This window comes from Nocardioides psychrotolerans, assembly GCF_943371775.1.
Classification (GTDB): Bacteria; Actinomycetota; Actinomycetes; order Propionibacteriales; family Nocardioidaceae; genus Nocardioides; species Nocardioides psychrotolerans_A.
The window spans coordinates 1-19,260 of sequence record NZ_CALRWD010000056.1; the positions used below are offsets into that span (position 1 = coordinate 1).

19 protein-coding genes are annotated in these 19,260 nt (G+C 71.8%); 16 read left to right on the top strand and 3 right to left on the bottom strand.

The features are described 5' to 3' along the window. Nucleotides 1-304, top strand: a 304-nt coding sequence (locus AAG827_RS15285) for a GNAT family N-acetyltransferase (protein ID WP_341926976.1), incomplete at its 5' end; no start/stop codon positions are given. 100 nt (nt 305-404) lie between these two features. On the opposite strand, the gene AAG827_RS15290 is transcribed toward AAG827_RS15285, so the two are convergent. Continuing rightward, nucleotides 405-1,367 (bottom strand): ATP-binding cassette domain-containing protein, encoded by a 963-nt coding sequence (locus AAG827_RS15290; RefSeq protein WP_341927009.1) that lies wholly within the window; start codon nt 1,365-1,367, stop codon nt 405-407. A 49-nt stretch (nt 1,368-1,416) separates the two neighbouring features. On the opposite strand from AAG827_RS15290, the gene AAG827_RS15295 reads away from it, so the two are divergent. From AAG827_RS15295 to AAG827_RS15305, 3 genes are all read left to right on the top strand, one after another. After that, nucleotides 1,417-2,130, top strand: coding sequence for an ABC transporter permease (locus tag AAG827_RS15295; protein ID WP_341926977.1), 714 nt, complete (start codon nt 1,417-1,419; stop codon nt 2,128-2,130). Next, the gene (locus tag AAG827_RS15300; protein ID WP_341926978.1) at nt 2,127-2,891 is read left to right on the top strand and encodes an ABC transporter permease; all 765 of its coding nucleotides are present in this window, start codon (nt 2,127-2,129) and stop codon (nt 2,889-2,891) included. Before AAG827_RS15295 ends, AAG827_RS15300 begins: the two co-directional genes overlap by 4 nt. A gap of 70 nt (nt 2,892-2,961) precedes the next feature. Further along, complete coding sequence (locus AAG827_RS15305; RefSeq protein WP_341926979.1) at nt 2,962-3,909, top strand: glycine betaine ABC transporter substrate-binding protein; 948 nt, start codon at nt 2,962-2,964, stop codon at nt 3,907-3,909. Nucleotides 3,910-3,989: 80 nt separating this feature from the next. Here the strand turns inward: AAG827_RS15305 and AAG827_RS15310 are convergent, their stop codons facing one another. Beyond that, nucleotides 3,990-5,126: a glycosyltransferase family 2 protein gene (locus AAG827_RS15310; RefSeq protein ID WP_341926980.1), complete on the bottom strand. Its 1,137-nt coding sequence runs from the start codon at nt 5,124-5,126 to the stop codon at nt 3,990-3,992. A 34-nt stretch (nt 5,127-5,160) separates the two neighbouring features. Between AAG827_RS15310 and AAG827_RS15315 the strand changes: the two genes are divergently transcribed. The 11 genes from AAG827_RS15315 (at nt 5,161) to AAG827_RS15365 (ending at nt 17,398) form a co-directional block, all read left to right on the top strand. After that, on the top strand, nt 5,161-6,267 hold the full coding sequence (locus tag AAG827_RS15315; protein WP_341926981.1) for a sulfotransferase family protein: 1,107 nt from the start codon (nt 5,161-5,163) through the stop codon (nt 6,265-6,267). 7 nt (nt 6,268-6,274) lie between these two features. Further along, on the top strand, nt 6,275-7,222 hold the full coding sequence (locus AAG827_RS15320) for a hypothetical protein (RefSeq protein WP_341926983.1): 948 nt from the start codon (nt 6,275-6,277) through the stop codon (nt 7,220-7,222). A gap of 198 nt (nt 7,223-7,420) precedes the next feature. Continuing rightward, the gene (locus AAG827_RS15325; protein WP_341926984.1) at nt 7,421-8,347 is read left to right on the top strand and encodes a DUF2520 domain-containing protein; all 927 of its coding nucleotides are present in this window, start codon (nt 7,421-7,423) and stop codon (nt 8,345-8,347) included. 11 nt (nt 8,348-8,358) lie between these two features. Further along, nucleotides 8,359-9,246, top strand: coding sequence for a pantoate--beta-alanine ligase (panC, locus tag AAG827_RS15330; RefSeq protein ID WP_341926985.1), 888 nt, complete (start codon nt 8,359-8,361; stop codon nt 9,244-9,246). A gap of 9 nt (nt 9,247-9,255) precedes the next feature. Next, the gene (panD, locus tag AAG827_RS15335; protein ID WP_341926986.1) at nt 9,256-9,690 is read left to right on the top strand and encodes an aspartate 1-decarboxylase; all 435 of its coding nucleotides are present in this window, start codon (nt 9,256-9,258) and stop codon (nt 9,688-9,690) included. A gap of 9 nt (nt 9,691-9,699) precedes the next feature. Beyond that, on the top strand, nt 9,700-11,382 hold the full coding sequence (locus AAG827_RS15340; protein ID WP_341926987.1) for an L-aspartate oxidase: 1,683 nt from the start codon (nt 9,700-9,702) through the stop codon (nt 11,380-11,382). Then, nucleotides 11,379-12,302, top strand: coding sequence for a carboxylating nicotinate-nucleotide diphosphorylase (nadC, locus tag AAG827_RS15345; RefSeq protein WP_341926988.1), 924 nt, complete (start codon nt 11,379-11,381; stop codon nt 12,300-12,302). Before AAG827_RS15340 ends, nadC begins: the two co-directional genes overlap by 4 nt. An 18-nt stretch (nt 12,303-12,320) precedes the next feature. After that, nucleotides 12,321-13,094, top strand: a complete 774-nt coding sequence (locus tag AAG827_RS15350; RefSeq protein WP_341926990.1) for a type III pantothenate kinase — start codon at nt 12,321-12,323, stop codon at nt 13,092-13,094. Nucleotides 13,095-13,170: 76 nt separating this feature from the next. Further along, nucleotides 13,171-13,497 (top strand): Lsr2 family protein, encoded by a 327-nt coding sequence (locus AAG827_RS15355; RefSeq protein ID WP_341926991.1) that lies wholly within the window; start codon nt 13,171-13,173, stop codon nt 13,495-13,497. Between the two features lie 194 nt (nt 13,498-13,691). Then, on the top strand, nt 13,692-16,259 hold the full coding sequence (locus AAG827_RS15360; protein ID WP_341926992.1) for an ATP-dependent Clp protease ATP-binding subunit: 2,568 nt from the start codon (nt 13,692-13,694) through the stop codon (nt 16,257-16,259). A 74-nt stretch (nt 16,260-16,333) separates the two neighbouring features. Next, a complete protein-coding gene (locus AAG827_RS15365; protein WP_341926993.1) occupies nt 16,334-17,398 on the top strand; it encodes a glycosyltransferase family 2 protein in 1,065 nt (354 codons plus the stop codon). On the opposite strand, the gene AAG827_RS15370 is transcribed toward AAG827_RS15365, so the two are convergent. Further along, nucleotides 17,364-18,245, bottom strand: coding sequence for an A/G-specific adenine glycosylase (locus tag AAG827_RS15370; protein WP_341926994.1), 882 nt, complete (start codon nt 18,243-18,245; stop codon nt 17,364-17,366). The two genes, AAG827_RS15365 and AAG827_RS15370, sit on opposite strands and share 35 nt — an antisense overlap. A 65-nt stretch (nt 18,246-18,310) precedes the next feature. Between AAG827_RS15370 and AAG827_RS15375 the strand changes: the two genes are divergently transcribed. Then, complete coding sequence (locus AAG827_RS15375) at nt 18,311-19,129, top strand: hypothetical protein (RefSeq protein WP_341926995.1); 819 nt, start codon at nt 18,311-18,313, stop codon at nt 19,127-19,129. The last annotated feature ends 131 nt before the right edge of the window (nt 19,130-19,260 follow it).

Here is a 19,260-nt window from a genome sequence, read left to right on the forward strand (position 1 = left end):
CGGCGACGGCAACGGCGTGACCCCCGTCGGCGCGCTGATCGGCAGGGTCTCGGAGAGCTCTGGTGGTCCCGACGGCTCCTATGTCTCCTACCTCGGCGTGCTGGAGACCGCACGCGGGCGCGGTGTCGCCAAGGGCCTGCTCCACACGATCATCGCCGACGCCGCCTCCCGCGACCGCGACCGCGTCGGCCTCGAGGTCGATGCCGACTCCTCCACCGGCGCCGACGGGCTCTACGTCGCGATGGGGTGGAAGACCAAGTACGTCACCCAGTCCTGGCACCGGGACGTGACGGTCGAGGCCTGACCGACAGGCGCGAGTCGGCGCAATGTTGCAGACCCAACGTGCAACATCGCGCCGACTCGGCACCCCGCCTGCAACATCGCGCCGACTCGGCGGAGCGGGGTCAGTCGCGCAGGGAGGCCCGCAGCGCCTGGTGCACGCCGTTGGGGGTGAGGACGCCGACGAAGCGCACGCCGTCCTTGACGCCGACCATCGGCTTGTCGTCGCGCAGCATGACGGCCAGCGCCTCCTCGAGGGTGCTGCCGACGTCGATCGCGGCGCCGAGGGAGCCGGCGCTGACGCCCTCCAGCGACTCGAGGTGCGCCGGGTCGATCGGGGTCACGGCGAGCCGGCGCAGGCCGCGCTCGGAGCCCACGAAGTCGGCGACGAAGTCGTCGGCCGGCCGGCCGAGCAGCTCGGCGGGCGTGGCGTACTGCGCCAGCCGCCCACCGGTCGCGAACACCGCGACCCGGTCGCCCATCCGCACGGCCTCGTCGATGTCGTGGGTCACCAGCACCACGGTCTTGCCCAGCTCGCGCTGCAGCCGCAGGAACTCGTCCTGCAGCCGCACCCGCACGACCGGGTCGACCGCGCCGAAGGGCTCGTCCATCAGCAGCACCGGCGGGTCGGCCGCGAGTGCGCGGGCGACACCGACCCGCTGACGCTGGCCCCCGGAGAGCTGGTGCGGATAGCGCTCGCCATACGTCGTGGGGTCGAGGCCGACGAGGTCGAGCAGGTGGTGTGCCCGCTCGCGCGCCGTCGCCTTCGACTCGCCGTAGAGCAGCGGGACCGTCATGACGTTGGCGGTGATCCTCTGGTGGGGGAAGAGCCCCACCTGCTGGATGACGTAGCCGATGCCGCGGCGCAGCAGCACCGGGTCCTGGTGGGTGACGTCGACGCCGTCGATCTCGATGGTGCCGACGGTGGGCTCGATCAGCCGGTTGATCATCTTCAGCGTCGTCGACTTGCCGCAGCCCGAGGGGCCGACGAGGCAGACCAGCTCGCCGCGGTCGACCTCCAGGTCCAGCTCGTGCACGGCGACCGTGCCGTCGTCGTAGGTCTTGCCCACGCCGGAGAGGCGGATCATCGGTGAGGAGTCGTCGCCCGGAGCCGGGGAGGCGGTACCGTCCATGCGCGTGACCCTACTCGCGACCGTGACGCCGCCGGTGGCCGCCGAGCCGAGCTGCTACAGCGCTCTGGTCAACGAGTGGTGGTGCTACCAGTACGTCGAGGACCGCTCCGGCGAGATCATCGACGCCACCGTGCAGCACCTTCAGATCACCGTGGCGGCCGTGCTCTTCGGTCTCGTGGTCGCCTTGCCGCTGGCGCTGCTGGCGCGACGCGTCCCACGGCTCGAGGCGGCGATCCTCGGCTTCAGCACGGGTCTCTACACGATCCCGTCCCTCGCGCTCTTCCCGCTGCTGGTGCCGTTCACGGGTCTCTCGGCCCTCACGGTGATCCTGGGGCTGGGCCTCTACGCGTTGACGATCCTGGTCCGCGCGATGCTCGACGGCCTGCGCTCGGTCTCCGACGACGTGCGCGAGTCGGCGACCGGCCTGGGCTACGGGCCCGGCAAGCTCCTGCTCAAGGTCGAGCTCCCCCTCGCGCTGCCGGTGATCATGGCCGGGCTGCGGGTCGCGACGGTCTCGACGGTCGCCCTGACCACGGTCGGCACGCTGGTCGCCTTCGGGGGGTTGGGCAACCTGATCTCCCACGGCGTGCAGCGCGACTTCCGCGCCGAGCTCGTGACCGCGGCCGTGCTCTGCGTCGTGCTCGCGGTGCTCCTCGACCTCCTGCTGGTGGTGGGACAACGGATCCTGACGCCGTGGACCCGGGGGGTGCGGGCATGAACCTCTTCGCGGACACCTGGTCCTACCTCCTCGACGGCTCCAGCTGGAGCGGCTCCGGTGGCCTGCTGGCGCGTCTGGTCGAGCAGCTGCTGCTGACCGTCACCGCGCTCGGCCTCGCGATGGCGATCGGGCTGCCGATCGCGCTCTGGCTCGGCCACCTGGGCAAGGGCGGCTTCCTCGCGATCAACATCTCCAACGTCGGCCGCGCGATCCCGACGTTCGCCATCCTGGCCGTCCTCGTGACCGCCGACTGGCCGGGCTCCGACACCCTGGGCCCCTACGGCCGCGCCGGACTGGCCACCCTGATCGCGCTCGGCGTCTTCGCGCTGCCACCGCTGATCACCAACGCCTACATCGCGATGCGCGAGGTGCCGGCCGACATCGTCCAGGCCGCCGACGGCATGGGGATGTCGGGCTGGCAGCGCTTCCGCAAGGTCGAGCTGCCGCTGGCCCTGCCGCTGGTGATGTCGGGGATCCGTCTGGCCCTCGTGCAGGTCTGGGCGACCGCGACCATCGCCGCTCTGGTGGCAGGACCCGGGCTGGGACGCATCATCACCGAGGGCTTCGCCCGTGACCGCTACAGCCAGGGCATCGCGGGCGCCGTCGTCGTGGCCGCCGTCGCGCTGGTCCTCGAGCTCGTCGCCGCGCTGGTCCAGCGGGCGCTCGACCCGGTGCCGCGCGGCTCCTCACCCGTTCGTGTGGACCAGGACGCGGTGCCTCCGTCTACTGTTGCGGAGGCGACCGAAGCACGCGGACGCTGAGCGCCGGGTCCACCGCGCTCGCTCCACCGGACACGCGTGGCTGGGCCACGGGACACAGAAGGTTCCTCACATGATGCTTCGACGACCTCTCGCGGCCGCCCTCACGATCGGCGTGCTCTCCCTCGCCACGGCCTGCGCCGGTGACGACCTCGCCGAGGAGGAGACCGGCGGCGGCACCGGCTCCGGTGGCTCCACCGGCGGCCAGGTCACCCTCGCCAGCCAGAGCTTCGACGAGGCGGCGCTGATCACGGCGATGTACGCCGCCCTCCTCGAGGACACCGGCTACGAGGTCGAGACCCGCCTCGTCGACACCCGCGGCGCCTACCTCGGTGAGTTCCCCGGCACGGTCGACATCGTGCCGGAGTACCTCGCCGGTCTCGGGGACGAGCTCAACATCGAGATCAACGGCGAGGGTGCGGCCGCGGTCAGCACCTCCGACACCCAGGAGACCATCGACGCGATGGCGCCGCTGCTCGAGGAGAAGGGGATCACCCTCCTCGAGACCTCCGAGGCCAGCAGCCAGAACGCCTACTTCGTCACCCAGGAGTTCTCCGACGCCGAGGGCGTCACCGCGCTCTCCGACCTCGAGGGCCAGGCCGTCACGCTCGCCGCCGCCCCCGACTGCAAGGGCCGCGCCGACTGCGAGGCCGGCCTCACCGAGGTCTACGGCATGGACGTCACCCTCCTGCCGCTCGGCTACGCGTCGCCGCAGACCTACCAGTCGGTCCTCGACGGCGAGTCTCAGCTCGGCCAGACCGGCACGTTCGACGGCAGCCTCGAGGCCCAGGGCCTGGTCCTGCTCGAGGACGACCGCGGCATCCAGCCCGCCCAGAACCTCGTCCCCGCCGTGTCCGACGAGTTCCTCGGCGAGCACCCCGACGTCGAGGACACCCTCAACGGCCTCATGGAGGTGCTCGACAACGACACCCTCGGTGCGCTCCTGCTCCAGGTCACCGTCGACCGCGAGACCGTCGAGGACGTCGCCGAGCAGTTCCTGACCGACGAGGGCCTGCTCTGACGCACCTGACCACCTCAGCCTGACGACGGGCGTCGGACCTCACGGTCCGGCGCCCGTCGGCCGTCTGACGGGGGTGACGCTCAGTGCTCGTCGTCGCGCAGCAGCACGGCCTCGGGCGCCACGGTGCGCAGGTCGATGACGGGTACGTCGATCCGCGGGCCGCGGGAGGTCATCACCCGGGGGAGCGGAGCGCCCAGACCGAGCACGTGCGTCACCACGGCGGCCGCGTCCTCGCGCCGGTCCTGCTCGACCAGCCACCCGACCAGCCGGAACGCCGGCGTGAGCCCGCTGTGCGTGAGCGACCGCTCGCCCCACAGCTCCCGGACGCCGGCCACGAGCAGGTCCCACCACGCGTCGTCGCAGCCCGGGATCTCCACGAAGTAGCGGTGCAGGTCACCGGCCATCACCTTGTCCCGGAAGACCTGCTCCACCTTCGGTGCGCCGTACGTCGTGACGCTCGCCAGCGCCATCCGCTTGGTGGTCCAGCGGTCCTCGAGGTCCTGCAGCGACGAGCGCTGCTGGGTGATCGAGCTGCCGTCGCCGCGGATGCGCCAGTGGTAGACCACGTCCGGCACGATCCCGAACAGCCGGGCCCGCAGGTAGGCCTGCGTCGTGGTCGGCTGGTCCTCGTAGCGCACGCCCTCGGGCCAGGACAGGCCCGCACCGTCCCAGAAGTCGCGGCGGAACATCTTGTTCCACGCGAAGACGTCGCCCAGGATCTCGGGCTGCTGGTCGATCATCAGCGCCGCGCGGGAGCGGTGCAGCCGACGCATCCAGGGCAGCTGGGTCAGCCGCTCGTCGCCATCGGGCCCCCCGCCAGTCTCCCACCGCACGATCGAGCCGGTGACGAAGTCGCACCCGTTGCGGCGCAGCTGCCGCAGCAGCACGTCGTACGCCCCCGGCGGGACGACGTCGTCGGAGTCGGCGAAGGTCAGGTAGTCGCCCGTCGCGTGGCGCACGCCCTCGTTGCGCGCCGCTCCGAGGCCGTGGTTGGCGGTGCGCACGAGGCGGACCGGGCCGTCGGCGGTGACGAAGCGCTCGACCCGCGCGGCCGAGGAGTCCCGCGACCCGTCGTCGACGACGATCACCTCGAGGTCGACGCCCTCCTGGGCGAGGACGCTCTCGAGACACTCCTCGACGTAGTCCTCGACGTCGTAGACCGGCACGACGACGCTGACGCGCGGCGCGGCACGGCGCGCGCGCCACCGGGACTTCATGTCGGCACGCTAGCGGGCGTTAGGCTCAGCGCTCGTGAGCGACCCCACTGACGTGACCCCCGACGACTACCCGCGCAAGGTGCTCTTCGTGGCCGGTGCCGGCCGCAGCGGCACCAGCACGATGGCCGGGCTGATGTCGATCCTGGGCCTGCACGTGCCGCAGCCCGAGGTCGTCGCCGACGAGACCAACCCCAAGGGCTTCGGCGAGCCGCGCTGGGTCGTCGACCACCACGACCGGCTGCTGAAGGCCGCGCTGGTCCAGGTCAGCGACGCGCGTCCTGAGGCGTGGTTCGAGACCGGCCGGATCTCCACGCGCGAGCAGGAGCGCATCAAGACCGCCACCTGGCTCGGCGAGCACCTCGACGTCAGCCGCGAGCTGGTCGTCAAGGACCCGCGACTGAGCTGGTTCCTCTCGCTGTGGCGCGTCGCCGCGATCCGCAACGGCGCCACGCCGGTCTTCGCGACCATGCTGCGCCCGCCGGCCGAGGTCGTGGGCAGCAAGCAGAAGTACTACGCCAACCGCCTGGGCTCGGCCCACCTCGCGGCCTCCTGGCTCAACATGCTCCTGCACACCGAGCGCGCCACCCGCGAGTCCGTGGCCGACGGCGGTCGCGTCTTCGTCCGCTACGGCGACCTGCTCGACGACTGGACCAGGACCACGATGTGGGTGGGGGAGAAGCTCCAGCTGCAGGGCGTCCTGCACGCCAACAGCGAGCAGATCCGTGAGGGTCACCGCTTCGTCGACCCCTCCCTGCGCCGCATGGCCCAGAGCCTCGACGACCTCGGCCTGCCGCCCAAGCTGCACGAGCTGACCGCCGAGACCTGGGCCGAGCTCAACAAGCTCGCCGAGCCCGACGGTGACACCGCCGACGTGCACGCCACGCTCGACCAGCTGCGCGAGGCCTACGTCGACCTCTACGCCGAGGCCGAGGCCATCTCCCGGTCGTCGGTGGTCGCTGCCGAGCAGACCGTCCGGGCGCAGCTCAAGCGCCCCGGTGGCGCCGGTCCTGCCGACGGAAGCCCGGCGGCTCCGGTTGCCGAGCCGACCGTGCTGGCCGACAAGATCCCGCACGGCCTGCGTGCCGCGATCCCGCCGTCGGTCCGCAAGGGCCTGCGCAAGGCCGTCGGCCGCGAGCGCTGAGCCGACGATGACCGCCCACTCCGGCCCGACCGGCATCTCGAACCTCGAGGGCCACACCGACTTCGACATCACCTGGCCCTGGACCCGCCCCGGCGGCCTGCGCGCCGGCAGCACCGCCGTGCTGCGGGTCAAGGACGAGGCGCCGTCGCTGCCCTTCGTGCTGCCGCCGCTGCTGCGCGCCATGGACCACGTCCTGGTCGTCGACAACGGCTCCACCGACGGCACCCCCGAGGTCGCCGCCGAGACCGCCGCCCGCGCCGGACGCTCCGACAAGCTCACGCTGGCGTCGTACCCGTTCTCGGTGGCGCGTGCCGGCGCCGAGCACCTCGCCCAGCACGAGCTGTCGGTCCACTCGTTGTCCTACTTCTACAACTGGTGCTTCGCGCAGGTCGACACGCGCTACTCGTGGAAGTGGGACGGCGACATGGTCCTCACCACCGAGGGCGAGACCTCCATCGCCGACCTCGCCTGGCAGGTCGGCGACGTGCAGTCGATCATCCGGGTGCCGCGCCACGGGCTCTACCTCGACGGCGACAGCCGCGGCTACCTCGACCTGGGGCTGCGCAACGCCGAGGAGTGGGGCTTCCCGATCGGGCCGGACTTCGTGTTCACCAAGGCCTTCGAGTGGGAGGTCCGCACCACGCCCGACCCGGTGCGCTCGATCGGGCTGCCCTTCGGGCTGTGCGTGGAGCTGAAGTACCTCGACGGCGACGAGTTCGCCCACTGGACCGACCCGGCGTCGTTCGCCACGAGCTTCCGCAACAAGCGCAAGCGCCGCGAGTGGGCCGTCTTCAACGCGCTCAAGGAGGGCACGGTCCTCCCCGGCGTCCACGAGATCCACGCGCCCGCCGGGGTCCACATCGTCGACCACGTCACCCACGACTGGCTCCCGCGCGCGCCGCGCCCCCTCGACGTCGGCTCGGTCGTCACCTCCGACGACGCCGCTCCCCGCTGAGCGGCAGCGGGCCCGTCGGCCCGCGGCGTGTCAGGTAGGTCACGTGCGGACCCGTTCCCAAGCCGGGCCCACCGGCGTACCTTTCATGGTGTCCGAGCAGTCGGGCGGCACGACCACATCAGACGAGCACACCGTCCGGTACCCACACCGACCCGCGAGAGCGGGTGGTCGGAGGGACTGGAACGAAAGGTTCGAACCATGACGCACACTCCTCGCGCGCGCCTGCGCATCGGCGTCGTCGGCGCCGGCCGGGTCGGCGCGGTCCTCGCGGCCCGCCTGCGCTCCGCCGGTCACGAGATCGTCGCCGCCGCCGGTGAGTCCGACGCCTCGGCCCACCGCATCGCCGACCTGCTGCCGGGTGTGCCGACCGAGAAGCCCAGTGCCGTCGCTCGCCGGGCCGACCTGCTGCTGCTCACCGTGCCCGACGACATGCTCGGCAACGTCGTCTCGATGCTCAGCGCCAGCGGTGCCATCCGCGAGGGCCAGCACGTCGTGCACACCTCCGGCCGCCACGGCCTCGACGTCCTCGCCCCCGCGCAGGAGGTCGGCGCCCGCATCGCCGCCATGCACCCCGCGATGACCTTCACCGGCACCGCCCTGGACCTCGACCGGCTCGACGGCTGCGTCTTCGGCCTCACCGCGCCCGACGCCGAGCGCGCCTTCGTCGCCGACCTGGTCGCCGACCTGGGCGGCAGCCCGATGTGGGTGCCCGAGTCGAGCCGCACGCTCTACCACGCAGGTCTCGCCCACGGCGCCAACCACCTGGTCACCCTCGTGACCGAGGCGATGGAGATGCTGACCGCGGCCGGCGCCGACGACCCGGCCGGGACGCTGCGCCCGCTGCTCACCGCCGCCCTCGACAACGCGCTCGAGCACGGCGACGCCGCCCTCACCGGACCGATCGTCCGGGGCGACGTCAACACGGTCGCCGCCCACCTCGAGGAGATCGCCGCCAAGGCGCCGCAGACGATGCCGTCGTACGTCGCCCTCGGCCGCGCCACCCTCGGCCGCGCGGTCACCGACGGCCGGCTGCTCCCGATCCGGGCCCTCAAGATCCACCAGCTCCTCACGGAGGCGCTGGCGGAGACCACGGTCGCGCCGGTCTTCCAGCGCGACGCCCGCTGAGCGCCCGCACGATGGACCGACCCGTCCTGGCCCGCACCCGGGCCGAGCTCGCCGACCTGCTCGCGCCTGCCCGCCGGCAGGGCCTCGAGGTCGGCTTCGTCCCCACCATGGGGGCCCTGCACCCCGGCCACGCCAGCCTGATGCGCGTCGCGCGCGAGCGCGTCGGGGACGGCCCGGTCGTCGTCTCGGTGTTCGTCAACCCGATGCAGTTCGCCCCCGGCGAGGACCTCGACCGCTATCCCCGCACGCTGCCCGAGGACCTCGAGGTCTGCGCCGGTGCGGGCGTCGACATCGTCTTCGCGCCGACCGTCGACGAGGTCTACCCCGGCGGCGAGCCCCAGGTCACGATCGAGCCCGGTCCGCTGGCCACGATCCTCGAGGGCCGGAGCCGACCCACCCACTTCCGCGGCGTCCTCGTCGTGGTCGCCAAGCTCTTCGGCTTGGTCCGCCCCGACGTCGCGGTCTTCGGCCAGAAGGACTACCAGCAGCTCGCGCTCATCCGTCGGATGGCCGCCGACCTGTGCCTGGGTGTCGAGGTCGTGGGCGCCGAGACCGTGCGCGAGCCCGACGGCCTGGCCCTCTCCAGCCGCAACCGCTACCTCGACGCCGAGCAGCGCGTCGAGGCCGTGACCCTCAGCCGTGCGCTGCTCGCCGCGCAGGAGGCCGCGTCCCGCGGCGTCGCGCCGGCCCTCGACGCCGCGCGTGCGGAGCTGCGCACCGCCAAGATCGTCGACGTCGACTACCTCGTCGTCACGACCCCCGAGCTCGGCGACCTGCCGAGCGACCCCCCGCCGGGCACCGAGGCCCGCATCCTGATCGCCGCCCGGGTGGGCGCGACCCGCCTGATCGACAACCTGCCGCTCCTCCTGGGGACTCCGGCCGACCACCACGACAGCTGAGGACCACCGATGCTCCGCACCATGATGAAGAGCAAGATCCACCGCGCGACCGTGACGCAGGCCGACCTGCACTACGTCGGCTCGGTGACCGTGGACGAGGACCTCCTCGAGGCGGCCGACCTGCTGCCCGGCGAGCTGGTGCACATCGTCGACGTCACCAACGGCGCGCGCATCGAGACCTACACGATCGCCGGCGAGCGCGGCAGCGGCGTGCTCGGCATCAACGGCGCGGCCGCGCGACTGGTCCACCCCGGCGACATCGTCATCCTCATCGGCTACGGCCAGATGGACACCGCGGAGGCCCGGGAGCTCAAGCCCCACGTGGTGTTCGTCGACGCCGACAACAAGATCCTGGCGACCGGCTTCGACCCCGCCGAGACCTTCGGTGGCGCCGGCCTCGTGCGCGGAGACGCTGTCGAGCCCGCCCCGGGCATGGCGCGTTAGCCTCACCTCATGCCACAGGAGCGCACGTTCGACCTTCCCGTACGCCGGGTCCCGGCGCGCCTGGTCGCTCCCGAGCCGGGCTGGACGACGCGCTCCGACGTGGTGATCATCGGCTCCGGCATCGCCGGGCTGACCGCCGCGCTGCGGCTCAAGGACCACGTCGACAAGGTCCTCGTCGTCACCAAGGACGTGCTGGCGGCCGGCTCCACGCAGTGGGCGCAAGGCGGTATCGCCGCCGCGCTCGGCCCGGGGGACACCCCCGAGGAGCACGAGGTCGACACCCTCGTCGCGGGCGCCGGGGCCTGTGACCCGGACGCCGTACGCATCCTGGTCAACGAGGGCCCCGAGGCGGTCCGCGAGCTGATCGCGCTCGGCACCAACTTCGACCACGACGACGACGGCGTCATCTCCCTGACCCGCGAGGGTGGCCACCACCGCGACCGGATCGCGCACGCGGGCGGCGACGCCACGGGTGCCGAGATCCAGCGCGCCCTCATCGAGGCGGTCGCCGCGGCGCCCGAGATCGAGGTCGTCCAGCACGCCCTGGCCGTCGACCTGTTGCTCGCCGACGACGGTGGGGTCGCCGGCGTCACCCTGCACGTGATGGGGGAGGGGCAGCGCGACGGCGTGGGCGCCGTCCACTGCCGCGCGGTCGTGCTCGCCAGCGGCGGCCTGGGCCAGGTCTTCAGCCAGACCACCAACCCGTCGGTCTCGACCGGTGACGGCATGGCGCTCGCGCTGCGCGCCGGCGCGACCTTGCGCGACCTGGAGTTCGTGCAGTTCCACCCCACCGTGATGTGGCTCGGCCCCGAGTCCCACGGCCAGCAGCCCCTCATCTCCGAGGCGGTGCGCGGTGAGGGCGCCGTCCTCGTCGACTTCGAGGGCAACCGGCTGATGAAGGGCGTGCACCCGCTCGAGGACCTCGCGCCCCGCGACGTCGTCGCCAAGGCGATCATGCGCCGGATGCTCGACACCGGTCGGCCGCACATGTGGCTCGACGCCACGGGGCTGGGCGAGAGCTTCTGGGAGAAGCGCTTCCCGACCATCCTCGCCACCGCCCGCAGCCACGGCGTCGACCCGGTCACCCAGCTCATCCCGGTCGCGCCGGCGTGCCACTACGCCTCCGGCGGGGTCCGCACCGACCTGCACGGCCGCTCCGACGTGCCGGGGCTCTACGCGACCGGCGAGGTCGCCTGCTCCGGCGTGCACGGCGCCAACCGGCTCGCCTCCAACAGCCTGCTCGAGGGCCTGGTCTTCTCGCGCCGCATCGCCGCGGTGCTGCCGGCCGAGCTGCGGCCCTGGGCGGAGCCGGCTGTGGACCAGCGACCCGAGGGCCTGGTCTCGGGTGACGTCCGCGCCGAGCTCCAGGAGGTCATGACGTCGCGCGTCGGCGTCCTGCGCAGCGCGAGCGGCCTCACGGACGCCACCGCGCTGCTCGACAAGCTCGCCGGCACCCCGGCCGACCTGGTGGACCTCCAGTCGTGGGAGACCACCAACCTGCTGACCATCGGCGCCGCGCTCGCCGCGGCCGCCACCCTGCGCGAGGAGACGCGCGGCTCGCACTGGCGCGAGGACTTCCCCGAGCGCGACGACGCCACCTGGGCCGGACACGTCGACGCCGTCATGGTCGACGGCTCGACCGAGATCTGTTTCCGTCCCGCGCCCGCCAGTGACCCGGAGGCACCCGCATGACCCCCACGTCGTACGACGCCCTGCCGCACGGCCTGCTCGCCGAGCTGGAGATCGCCGGTCTCGACCCGCAGGCGCTCTACGCCGGCATCCTGGCCGCGCTCGCCGAGGACCTCCCCGAGGAGCTCGGCGGCGAGGACGTGACCAGCCTGGCCACGATCGCGGCCGACGCGCACGGCACCGGTGACTTCGCTGCGCGCGAGCCGGGCGTCGTGGCCGGCCTGACCCTGGCGGCCCTGGTCTTCCACGTCGTGATGGGCGACGACGTCGTCGTCTCCGACCGCCTCGCCGACGGCACGCCCGTCGAGCCCGGCGACGTGGTCATGCGCGTCGCCGGCCCGACCCGCGGCCTGCTCACGGCCGAGCGCACGGCGCTCAACTACGCCAGCCACCTCTCCGGGGTCGCGACCGCGACCGCGGCCTGGGTGCGCGCGCTCGACGGCACCCGCGCCCGGGTCCTCGACACCCGCAAGACGCTGCCGGGCTACCGCGCCCTCCAGAAGTACGCCGTGCGGTGCGGCGGCGGCGTCAACCACCGCTTCAGCCTGGCCGACCGGGCCATGGTCAAGGACAACCACGTGATCGCGGCCGGCGGGGTCGTCCCGGCCTTCCACGCGGTCCGCACGGCCTACCCCGACCTGCGCGTCGAGGTCGAGGTGACCGACCTCGACCAGCTGCACGAGCTGCTCGAGGTCGGCTGCGAGGAGATCCTGCTCGACAACATGTCGACCGACGTCATGGCCGAGGCCGTGCGCATCACCGCGGGGCGGGCGAGCCTCGAGGCTTCGGGCGGGCTGACCATCGAGCGTGCCCGCGAGGTCGCCGAGACCGGGGTGGACTTCATCTCCGTCGGCGCGCTCACCCACTCGGTGCGGGTCTTCGACCTCGGTCTGGACCTGCAGGACCGTCCGAGCCCGGCATGAGCCCCTCGTGAGCCGACCATGAGCCTCCTGGCCGTCGACATCGGCAACGCCCACACCGTGCTGGGCCTGGTCGACGACGGGGTGGTCGGCGCGGAGTGGCGGGTGGCCACCGACCAGCGGCGCACGGCCGACGAGTGGTCGGTGCTGCTGCGCGGGCTCCTCGGCGACCTCGAGGACACCGTCGACGGCATCGCGGTGTGCTCGACGGTGCCGGCGGTGCTGCACGCGTGGCGCGAGATGCTGGTGCGCCACTTCGGCGACGTCACCGCGGTGGTCGTCGAGCCCGGTGTCCGCACCGGTGTCCCCATTCTCATGGACAATCCCCGAGAAGTCGGCTCCGACCGCATCATCAATGCACTCGCGACCTCCTCGCTCTATGGCGGGCCCGCGATCGTCGTCGACTTCGGCGGCACCGCGACGACGTTCGACGTGGTGAGCGCCTCGGGACAGTACGTCGGGGGAGCCATCGCGCCCGGAATCGAGATATCCCTCGAGGCGCTGGACCGACGCGGTGCGCAATTGCGCAAGGTCGAGCTCCAGCGCCCGCGCACCGTGATCGCCAAGAACACCGTCGAGGCGCTCCAGTCGGGGATGGTCTTCGGCGTCGCCAGCCAGGTCGAGGGCATTGTCGCGCGCATGATCGCCGAGCTCGGGGAATTGTCGGAGGACGTCACCGTGGTAGCCACGGGATATCTCGCGCCTCTTGTGCTCGACGAATGCAGCTGTTTCACCGCGCACGACCCTGCATTGACCTTGAAAGGCCTCGAGCTCGTATTCTTGAGGAATTCCTGAAGCGAATTCCCTTTTGTGCGGGTCGGTGCCAGAATATGGTTACCGAAACCCGATCCGGACAAAGAGGTCTACTTACATGGCACAAAAGGTCAATATCGTTCTCGTTGACGATCTCGACGGCAGCGAGGCCGACGAGACGGTGTCCTTCGCCCTCGACGGGACGTCCTACGAGATCGATCTCACCGACAAGCACGCCGCCGCCCTGCGCGAGGCCCTCGCCGGCTACGTCGGGCACGCCCGCAAGGTGGGCAGCGGTGCGCGTCGCGCCAAGAAGGCAGCGGCAGCCGGGCTCGGCCCGAGTGCCCGCGAGGTCCGCGACTGGGCCCGCTCCAACGGCTTCGACGTCCCCGACCGCGGTCGCATCCCCGCCGAGGTGCGCACGGCGTTCGACGCCGCCAACTGATCACCCGCACCACCGGCGTCGACCCGACGCCACGACAGGCCCGCCGCGCTGCACGCGGCGGGCCTGTTCGCTCTCAGCGGAGCGACTTCCGTGCCTTCCGGGAACGCGTAGGCTGTCAGCGGGGTTAGACACCTTGTTCTGATCCGTCCGACCCAGGTCGGATCGGCCCCCGTGATCTTTCAGGAGCGATGCGCATGTTCGAGCGGTTCACAGACCGAGCCCGTCGGGTGGTCGTGCTGGCCCAGGAAGAGGCCCGCATGCTCTCCCACAACTACATCGGGACCGAGCACATCCTGCTCGGCCTCATCCACGAAGGTGAAGGCGTCGCCGCCAAGGCCCTGGAGAGCCTCGACATCTCCCTCGAGGCCGTCCGCGCCCAGGTCGAGGAGATCATCGGCCAGGGCCAGCAGGCCCCCAGCGGTCACATCCCCTTCACCCCGCGAGCCAAGAAGGTCCTCGAGCTGTCGCTCCGCGAGGCCCTCCAGCTCGGCCACTCCTACATCGGGACCGAGCACATCCTGCTCGGCCTGATCCGTGAGGGCGAGGGCGTCGCCGCCCAGGTCCTCCAGAAGCTCGGCGCCGACCTCAACCGGGTCCGCCAGCAGGTCATCCAGCTGCTCTCGGGCTTCCAGGGCAAGGAGTCGACCGCTGCCGCGGCCGCGCAGGGTGCCGGTGCCGACGCGCCGTCGTCCTCGCTGGTCCTCGACCAGTTCGGCCGCAACCTGACCCAGGACGCCCGCGAGGGCAAGCTCGACCCGGTCATCGGTCGTGAGTCCGAGATCGAGCGGGTCATGCAGATCCTCTCGCGCCGCACGAAGAACAACCCGGTGCTGATCGGTGAGCCCGGTGTCGGCAAGACGACGATCGTCGCGGGCCTGGCCCAGGACATCGTGCGCGGCACCGTGCCCGAGACGCTCAAGGACAAGCAGATCTACACCCTCGACCTCGGGGCGCTCGTGGCCGGCTCGCGCTACCGCGGTGACTTCGAGGAGCGCCTCAAGAAGGTGCTCAAGGAGATCCGCACCCGCGGCGACATCGTGCTGTTCATCGACGAGATCCACACCCTCGTCGGCGCCGGTGCGGCCGAGGGCGCGATCGACGCCGCCAGCATCCTCAAGCCGATGCTGGCCCGAGGTGAGCTGCAGACCATCGGTGCGACCACCCTCGACGAATACCGCAAGTACCTCGAGAAGGACGCCGCCCTCGAGCGCCGCTTCCAGCCGATCCAGGTCTCCGAGCCCTCCATCGCCCACACGATCGAGATGCTCAAGGGCCTGCGCGACCGCTACGAGGCGCACCACCGCGTGACGATCACCGACGAGGCGCTGGTGTCGGCCGCCACCCTGGCCGACCGCTACATCTCCGACCGGTTCCTCCCGGACAAGGCGATCGACCTCATCGACGAGGCCGGCTCGCGCCTGCGCATCCGTCGCATGACGGCGCCCGCCGACCTGCGCGAGTACGACGACAAGATCGCCGAGGTGCGCCAGCGCAAGGAGGCCGCCATCGACGGCCAGGACTTCGAGGCCGCCGCTCGTCTGCGCGACGAGGAGAAGCAGCTCATCCTGAAGAAGTCCGACCGCGAGAAGCAGTGGCGTGCGGGCGACATGGACGAGGTCGCCGAGGTCGACGAGGAGCTGATCGCCGAGGTGCTGGCGGTCGCGACCGGCATCCCGATCGTCAAGCTCTCCGAGGAGGAGTCCACGCGGCTGCTCAAGATGGAGGACGAGCTCCACAAGCGCGTCATCGGCCAGGAAGAGGCCGTGCGTGCCCTGTCGCGGGCCATCCGACGCACGCGAGCGGGTCTCAAGGACCCCAAGCGTCCCGGTGGGTCTTTCATCTTCGCCGGCCCCTCCGGTGTCGGCAAGACGTGGCTGTCCAAGACGCTCGCCGAGTTCCTCTTCGGTGACGAGGACGCCCTCATCCAGCTCGACATGTCGGAGTTCTCCGAGAAGCACACCGTCTCGCGGCTCTTCGGCTCGCCTCCGGGCTACGTCGGTTACGAGGAGGGTGGCCAGCTGACCGAGAAGGTGCGGCGCAAGCCGTTCTCGGTGGTCCTCTTCGACGAGGTCGAGAAGGCGCACCCCGACATCTTCAACAGCCTGCTGCAGATCCTCGAGGAAGGTCGACTGACCGACTCGCAGGGCCGGGTCGTCGACTTCAAGAACACCGTCATCATCATGACGACCAACCTCGGCACGCGTGACATCAACAAGGCCGTCAACCTGGGCTTCCAGGCCTCGGGCGACGGTGCCGGCTCCTACGAGCGGATGAAGAGCAAGGTCTCGGAGGAGCTCAAGCAGCACTTCCGTCCCGAGTTCCTCAACCGTGTCGACGAGATCATCGTCTTCCCGCCGCTGTCGAAGGACCAGATCATCGCGATGGTCGACAACATGATCGCGGCCGTGGAGCTGCGGCTGCGCGACCGCGACATGAGCCTGGAGCTGACCCAGCCGGCCAAGGACCTGCTCGCCGAGCGGGGCTTCGACCCGGTGCTGGGTGCCCGACCTCTGCGTCGCACGATCCAGCGCGAGATCGAGGACACCCTCGCCGAGAAGATGCTCTTCGGCGAGGTCGGCCCCGGCCAGATCATCCTGGTCGGCGTCGAGGGCTCCGGCCCGACAGCCACCTTCACCTTCGAGGGCCAGAAGGTCGGCGCCCTGCCCGACCTGCCGCCGTTCGAGACGGCTGAGGTGGGCGTGCTCGACGGTCCCGAGGACCCGGAGGGTCCGATCGACGTCCCCCGCGGCGACGACGACTGACGCTCCACCCGCACCACGCACCTGCGAGGGTCTCACCATCCGGTGAGGCCCTCGCGGTCGTTAGGGTGCTGCCCATGCTCCTCACCGCCAGCACGATCAAGGACTCGCTGCCCCACGTGCAGCGCTTCGTGACGGGCAACCTCGCCGGCGGCGCCGACCACCTGGTCGTCTTCCTCGACGCCGGTGACGCCGAGGTGCGGGCCTACCTCGACGAGCACCCGCACGTCACGTGCGTGCGCACCGACAAGTCCTGGTGGCACGGCGACCGGCCGGCCGAGCTCAACGTGCGCCAGCGCATCAACGCCAACGTCGTCAAGGCGCTGCTCAGCGTCGTCGAGGGCCCGGAATGGGTCTTCCACGTCGACGGTGACGAGGTCCTGCAGGTCGATCGGGCCGCGCTTGCCGAGGTCCCCGCGGCGACGCGCGTGGTGAAGCTGGCTCCGCTGGAGGCGGTGTCGCAGCGCAGCTGGGACGGCGACCCCACGTGGTTCAAGCGGCTGCTGGGCAAGGGCGACCTCACGCTGCTCTTGACCCTCGGCGTCATCGACCGACCCTCCAACGGCGCGCTCTTCCACGGCCACGTCGACGGCAAGTCAGGGGTCCGCCCCGCGCTCGACGTGTGGCTGACCCTCCACCTCGGCGTGGACGCCGACGGCACCGAGCTCGATGCGCACACCGACGACCGGTTGCGGATGCTCCACTACGAGTCCTTCTCCGGGGAGGACTTCGTGCGCAAGTGGACCTCGATCCTCGCCGCCGGCCCGATGGCCAACTTCCGTCCCGCCCGCGAGCCCACGGCGGTGGCGCTCAACGCGCTGATCGGCAAGGGGCTGAGCGAGGAGCAGGCGCGGCCCTACCTGATGCGGATCTTCGAGCGCACCACGCTCGACGACCTCGACACCCTGCGCGACCTCGGTCTGCTCGTCGAGGTCGACCCCCGGGCCGGCACGCACGTGCCGGCTGCGTGGCCGGAGGGCGCTCGTGAGCGCTTCGAGGAGCTGCTCGGTCGGGTCGCCGGCGAGGACAAGCGCGACTTCCACCCGGGGCGGCCGGCGTCCGCGGCCCAGGCCGTGCTCGACCGGGTCGTCGGCTCGGGGGGCGGGCTCAGGGGAGCGCGTAGCTTCCTGCGTCGGTCCTGACCAGCAGGCCGTCCTCGACCAGGCTGGCCAAGCAGCGCAGCCGCTGCGTGTCCTCGGGCCAGGCTGCCTCCAGGCTGCTGAGGGGGACCGCGCCCTCGCTGTCTCGGAGCACGGCCAGCAGGCGTCCCCGGCACTGCCGGTCCGTCCCCGCCCAGGCCTGGGCCTTGCGAGGCGGTCCGTCGTACGCCGGGTGGCCGGCCGCGCGCCACGCGCACAGGTCGGCGACCGGGCAGGCCCCGCAGCGTGGTGACGCCGCTGTGCAGACCAGCGCCCCGAGCTCCATGACCGCGACCGACCAGGTGGCCGCGGTGGGGACGTCCTCGGGGAGCAGGGTGGTCGCGACCTCGCGCTCTGCCTTGGTGACGGACGCGCCGGGGAACTCGACACCGCCCACCGTGCGGGCGAAGACCCGGCGCACGTTGGTGTCGAGCACGACGTGGCGTCGCCCGTAGGCGAAGGTCGCGATGGCGGCCGCCGTGTAGTCACCGACCCCGGGGAGCTTGATCAGCTCGGCGTAGGCGTCCGGCACCACGCCGTCGTGGTGCTCCACGATCGCGGTCGCGGCGGCGTGCAGGCGCAGGGCTCTTCTCGGGTAGCCGAGCCGTCCCCAGGCCCGCACGGCCTCGCCGGTGGGCTCGGCGGCCAGGTCCGCGGGGGTCGGCCATCGCTCCAGCCACTGCGCGTGGACCGGCAGCACGCGGGCGACCGGGGTCTGCTGGAGCATCAGCTCCGAGACCATCACCGACCAGGGGGACGCGCCGGGCTCGCGCCAGGGCAGCTCGCGTGCGTGCTCGTCGTACCAGCCCAGGATCGGCTCGTGGAGGGGGTGCGGGGCGCTCTCGGACATCGCTGCCCATTGTCCCCTCGGTGTGGCAACGCGATCGAGGGCGGCCGGCTGACTAGCGTTGGCGCATGGCTTCGTCGATGACTCGGGGCCCGCTTCCCGCGGGCGTCTACTGGCGTCGGCGCCTGGTGCTGCTCTCGGTGGGCTTGGTCCTGGTGGTCGCCCTCGCGCGGCTCCTCGGCGGCAGCAGCGACGGCGCGTCGACCGACGCGGGGGTCGCCGAGCAGATGGCCGCGGTGCCGTCGTCGACAGCGCCCAGCGAGTCGCCTGCGGCCTCGCCGACCAAGAAGCCCCGCAAGGGCAAGGGCAACCGCCCCACCACCACCCCGACGCCCGAGCCGCCGCCCCTCGCCGTCCCCGACGGGCCGTGCGACGAGGCCGACATCGCGATCACGCCCTCGGCCGTCGACGCGGTCGCGGGCCGCGACGTCGTGATCCTGCTGTCGTTGACCACGATCGTCGACCCCGCCTGCACGTGGCGGGTCTCCTCGGGCAACCTGTCGGTCAAGCTCACGTCCGGCGACGACGACATCTGGTCCTCGCAGCAGTGCCCCTCCGTCGTGCCCGTCAAGGACGTCATCGTCCGCTCCGCCGAGCCCACCACGGTGGCGCTGGTGTGGGACGCCAAGCGCTCCGACGAGGACTGCTCGCGCCTGACCGACTGGGCCCTGCCCGGCGACTACCACGTGATCGCCGCAGCCCTCGGCGGCGAGCCGACCGACGTGCAGTTCACCCTCGAGGCTCCCGTCGCCGACGTGATCACCGAGACCGCCACCCCCACCCAGCAGCCGTCCCCGTCGGCGTCCGGCGCGGGCTCGGGCAACGGTGGTTCGGGCAACGGTGGCGACACTCAGCCCTCCGGCGCCGTGGAGCCCGACGGTCGCTGAGGCCGTACGCCGAGTCGGCGCGATGTTGCAGGCCGCACGCCGAGTCGGCGCGATGTTGCAGGCCGGGCTGGAGCCCGTGCCCGGGTCGTGTGCCCGAGGCTGCGCCTGAGCGCGGTCCGCGACCCACGACC

Coding starts and splice junctions, on each gene's coding strand:
- AAG827_RS15320 (WP_341926983.1), top strand. CDS start 6,275: ATGACCGCCCACTCCGGCCCGACCGGCATCTCGAACCTCGAGGGCCAC.
- AAG827_RS15370 (WP_341926994.1), bottom strand. CDS start 18,245: ATGTCCGAGAGCGCCCCGCACCCCCTCCACGAGCCGATCCTGGGCTGG.
- AAG827_RS15365 (WP_341926993.1), top strand. CDS start 16,334: ATGCTCCTCACCGCCAGCACGATCAAGGACTCGCTGCCCCACGTGCAG.
- AAG827_RS15355 (WP_341926991.1), top strand. CDS start 13,171: ATGGCACAAAAGGTCAATATCGTTCTCGTTGACGATCTCGACGGCAGC.
- AAG827_RS15310 (WP_341926980.1), bottom strand. CDS start 5,126: ATGAAGTCCCGGTGGCGCGCGCGCCGTGCCGCGCCGCGCGTCAGCGTC.
- AAG827_RS15305 (WP_341926979.1), top strand. CDS start 2,962: ATGATGCTTCGACGACCTCTCGCGGCCGCCCTCACGATCGGCGTGCTC.
- AAG827_RS15325 (WP_341926984.1), top strand. CDS start 7,421: ATGACGCACACTCCTCGCGCGCGCCTGCGCATCGGCGTCGTCGGCGCC.
- AAG827_RS15360 (WP_341926992.1), top strand. CDS start 13,692: ATGTTCGAGCGGTTCACAGACCGAGCCCGTCGGGTGGTCGTGCTGGCC.
- panC (WP_341926985.1), top strand. CDS start 8,359: ATGGACCGACCCGTCCTGGCCCGCACCCGGGCCGAGCTCGCCGACCTG.
- AAG827_RS15300 (WP_341926978.1), top strand. CDS start 2,127: ATGAACCTCTTCGCGGACACCTGGTCCTACCTCCTCGACGGCTCCAGC.
- AAG827_RS15340 (WP_341926987.1), top strand. CDS start 9,700: ATGCCACAGGAGCGCACGTTCGACCTTCCCGTACGCCGGGTCCCGGCG.
- AAG827_RS15350 (WP_341926990.1), top strand. CDS start 12,321: ATGAGCCTCCTGGCCGTCGACATCGGCAACGCCCACACCGTGCTGGGC.
- nadC (WP_341926988.1), top strand. CDS start 11,379: ATGACCCCCACGTCGTACGACGCCCTGCCGCACGGCCTGCTCGCCGAG.
- panD (WP_341926986.1), top strand. CDS start 9,256: ATGCTCCGCACCATGATGAAGAGCAAGATCCACCGCGCGACCGTGACG.
- AAG827_RS15290 (WP_341927009.1), bottom strand. CDS start 1,367: ATGATCCGCCTCTCCGGCGTGGGCAAGACCTACGACGACGGCACGGTC.
- AAG827_RS15375 (WP_341926995.1), top strand. CDS start 18,311: ATGGCTTCGTCGATGACTCGGGGCCCGCTTCCCGCGGGCGTCTACTGG.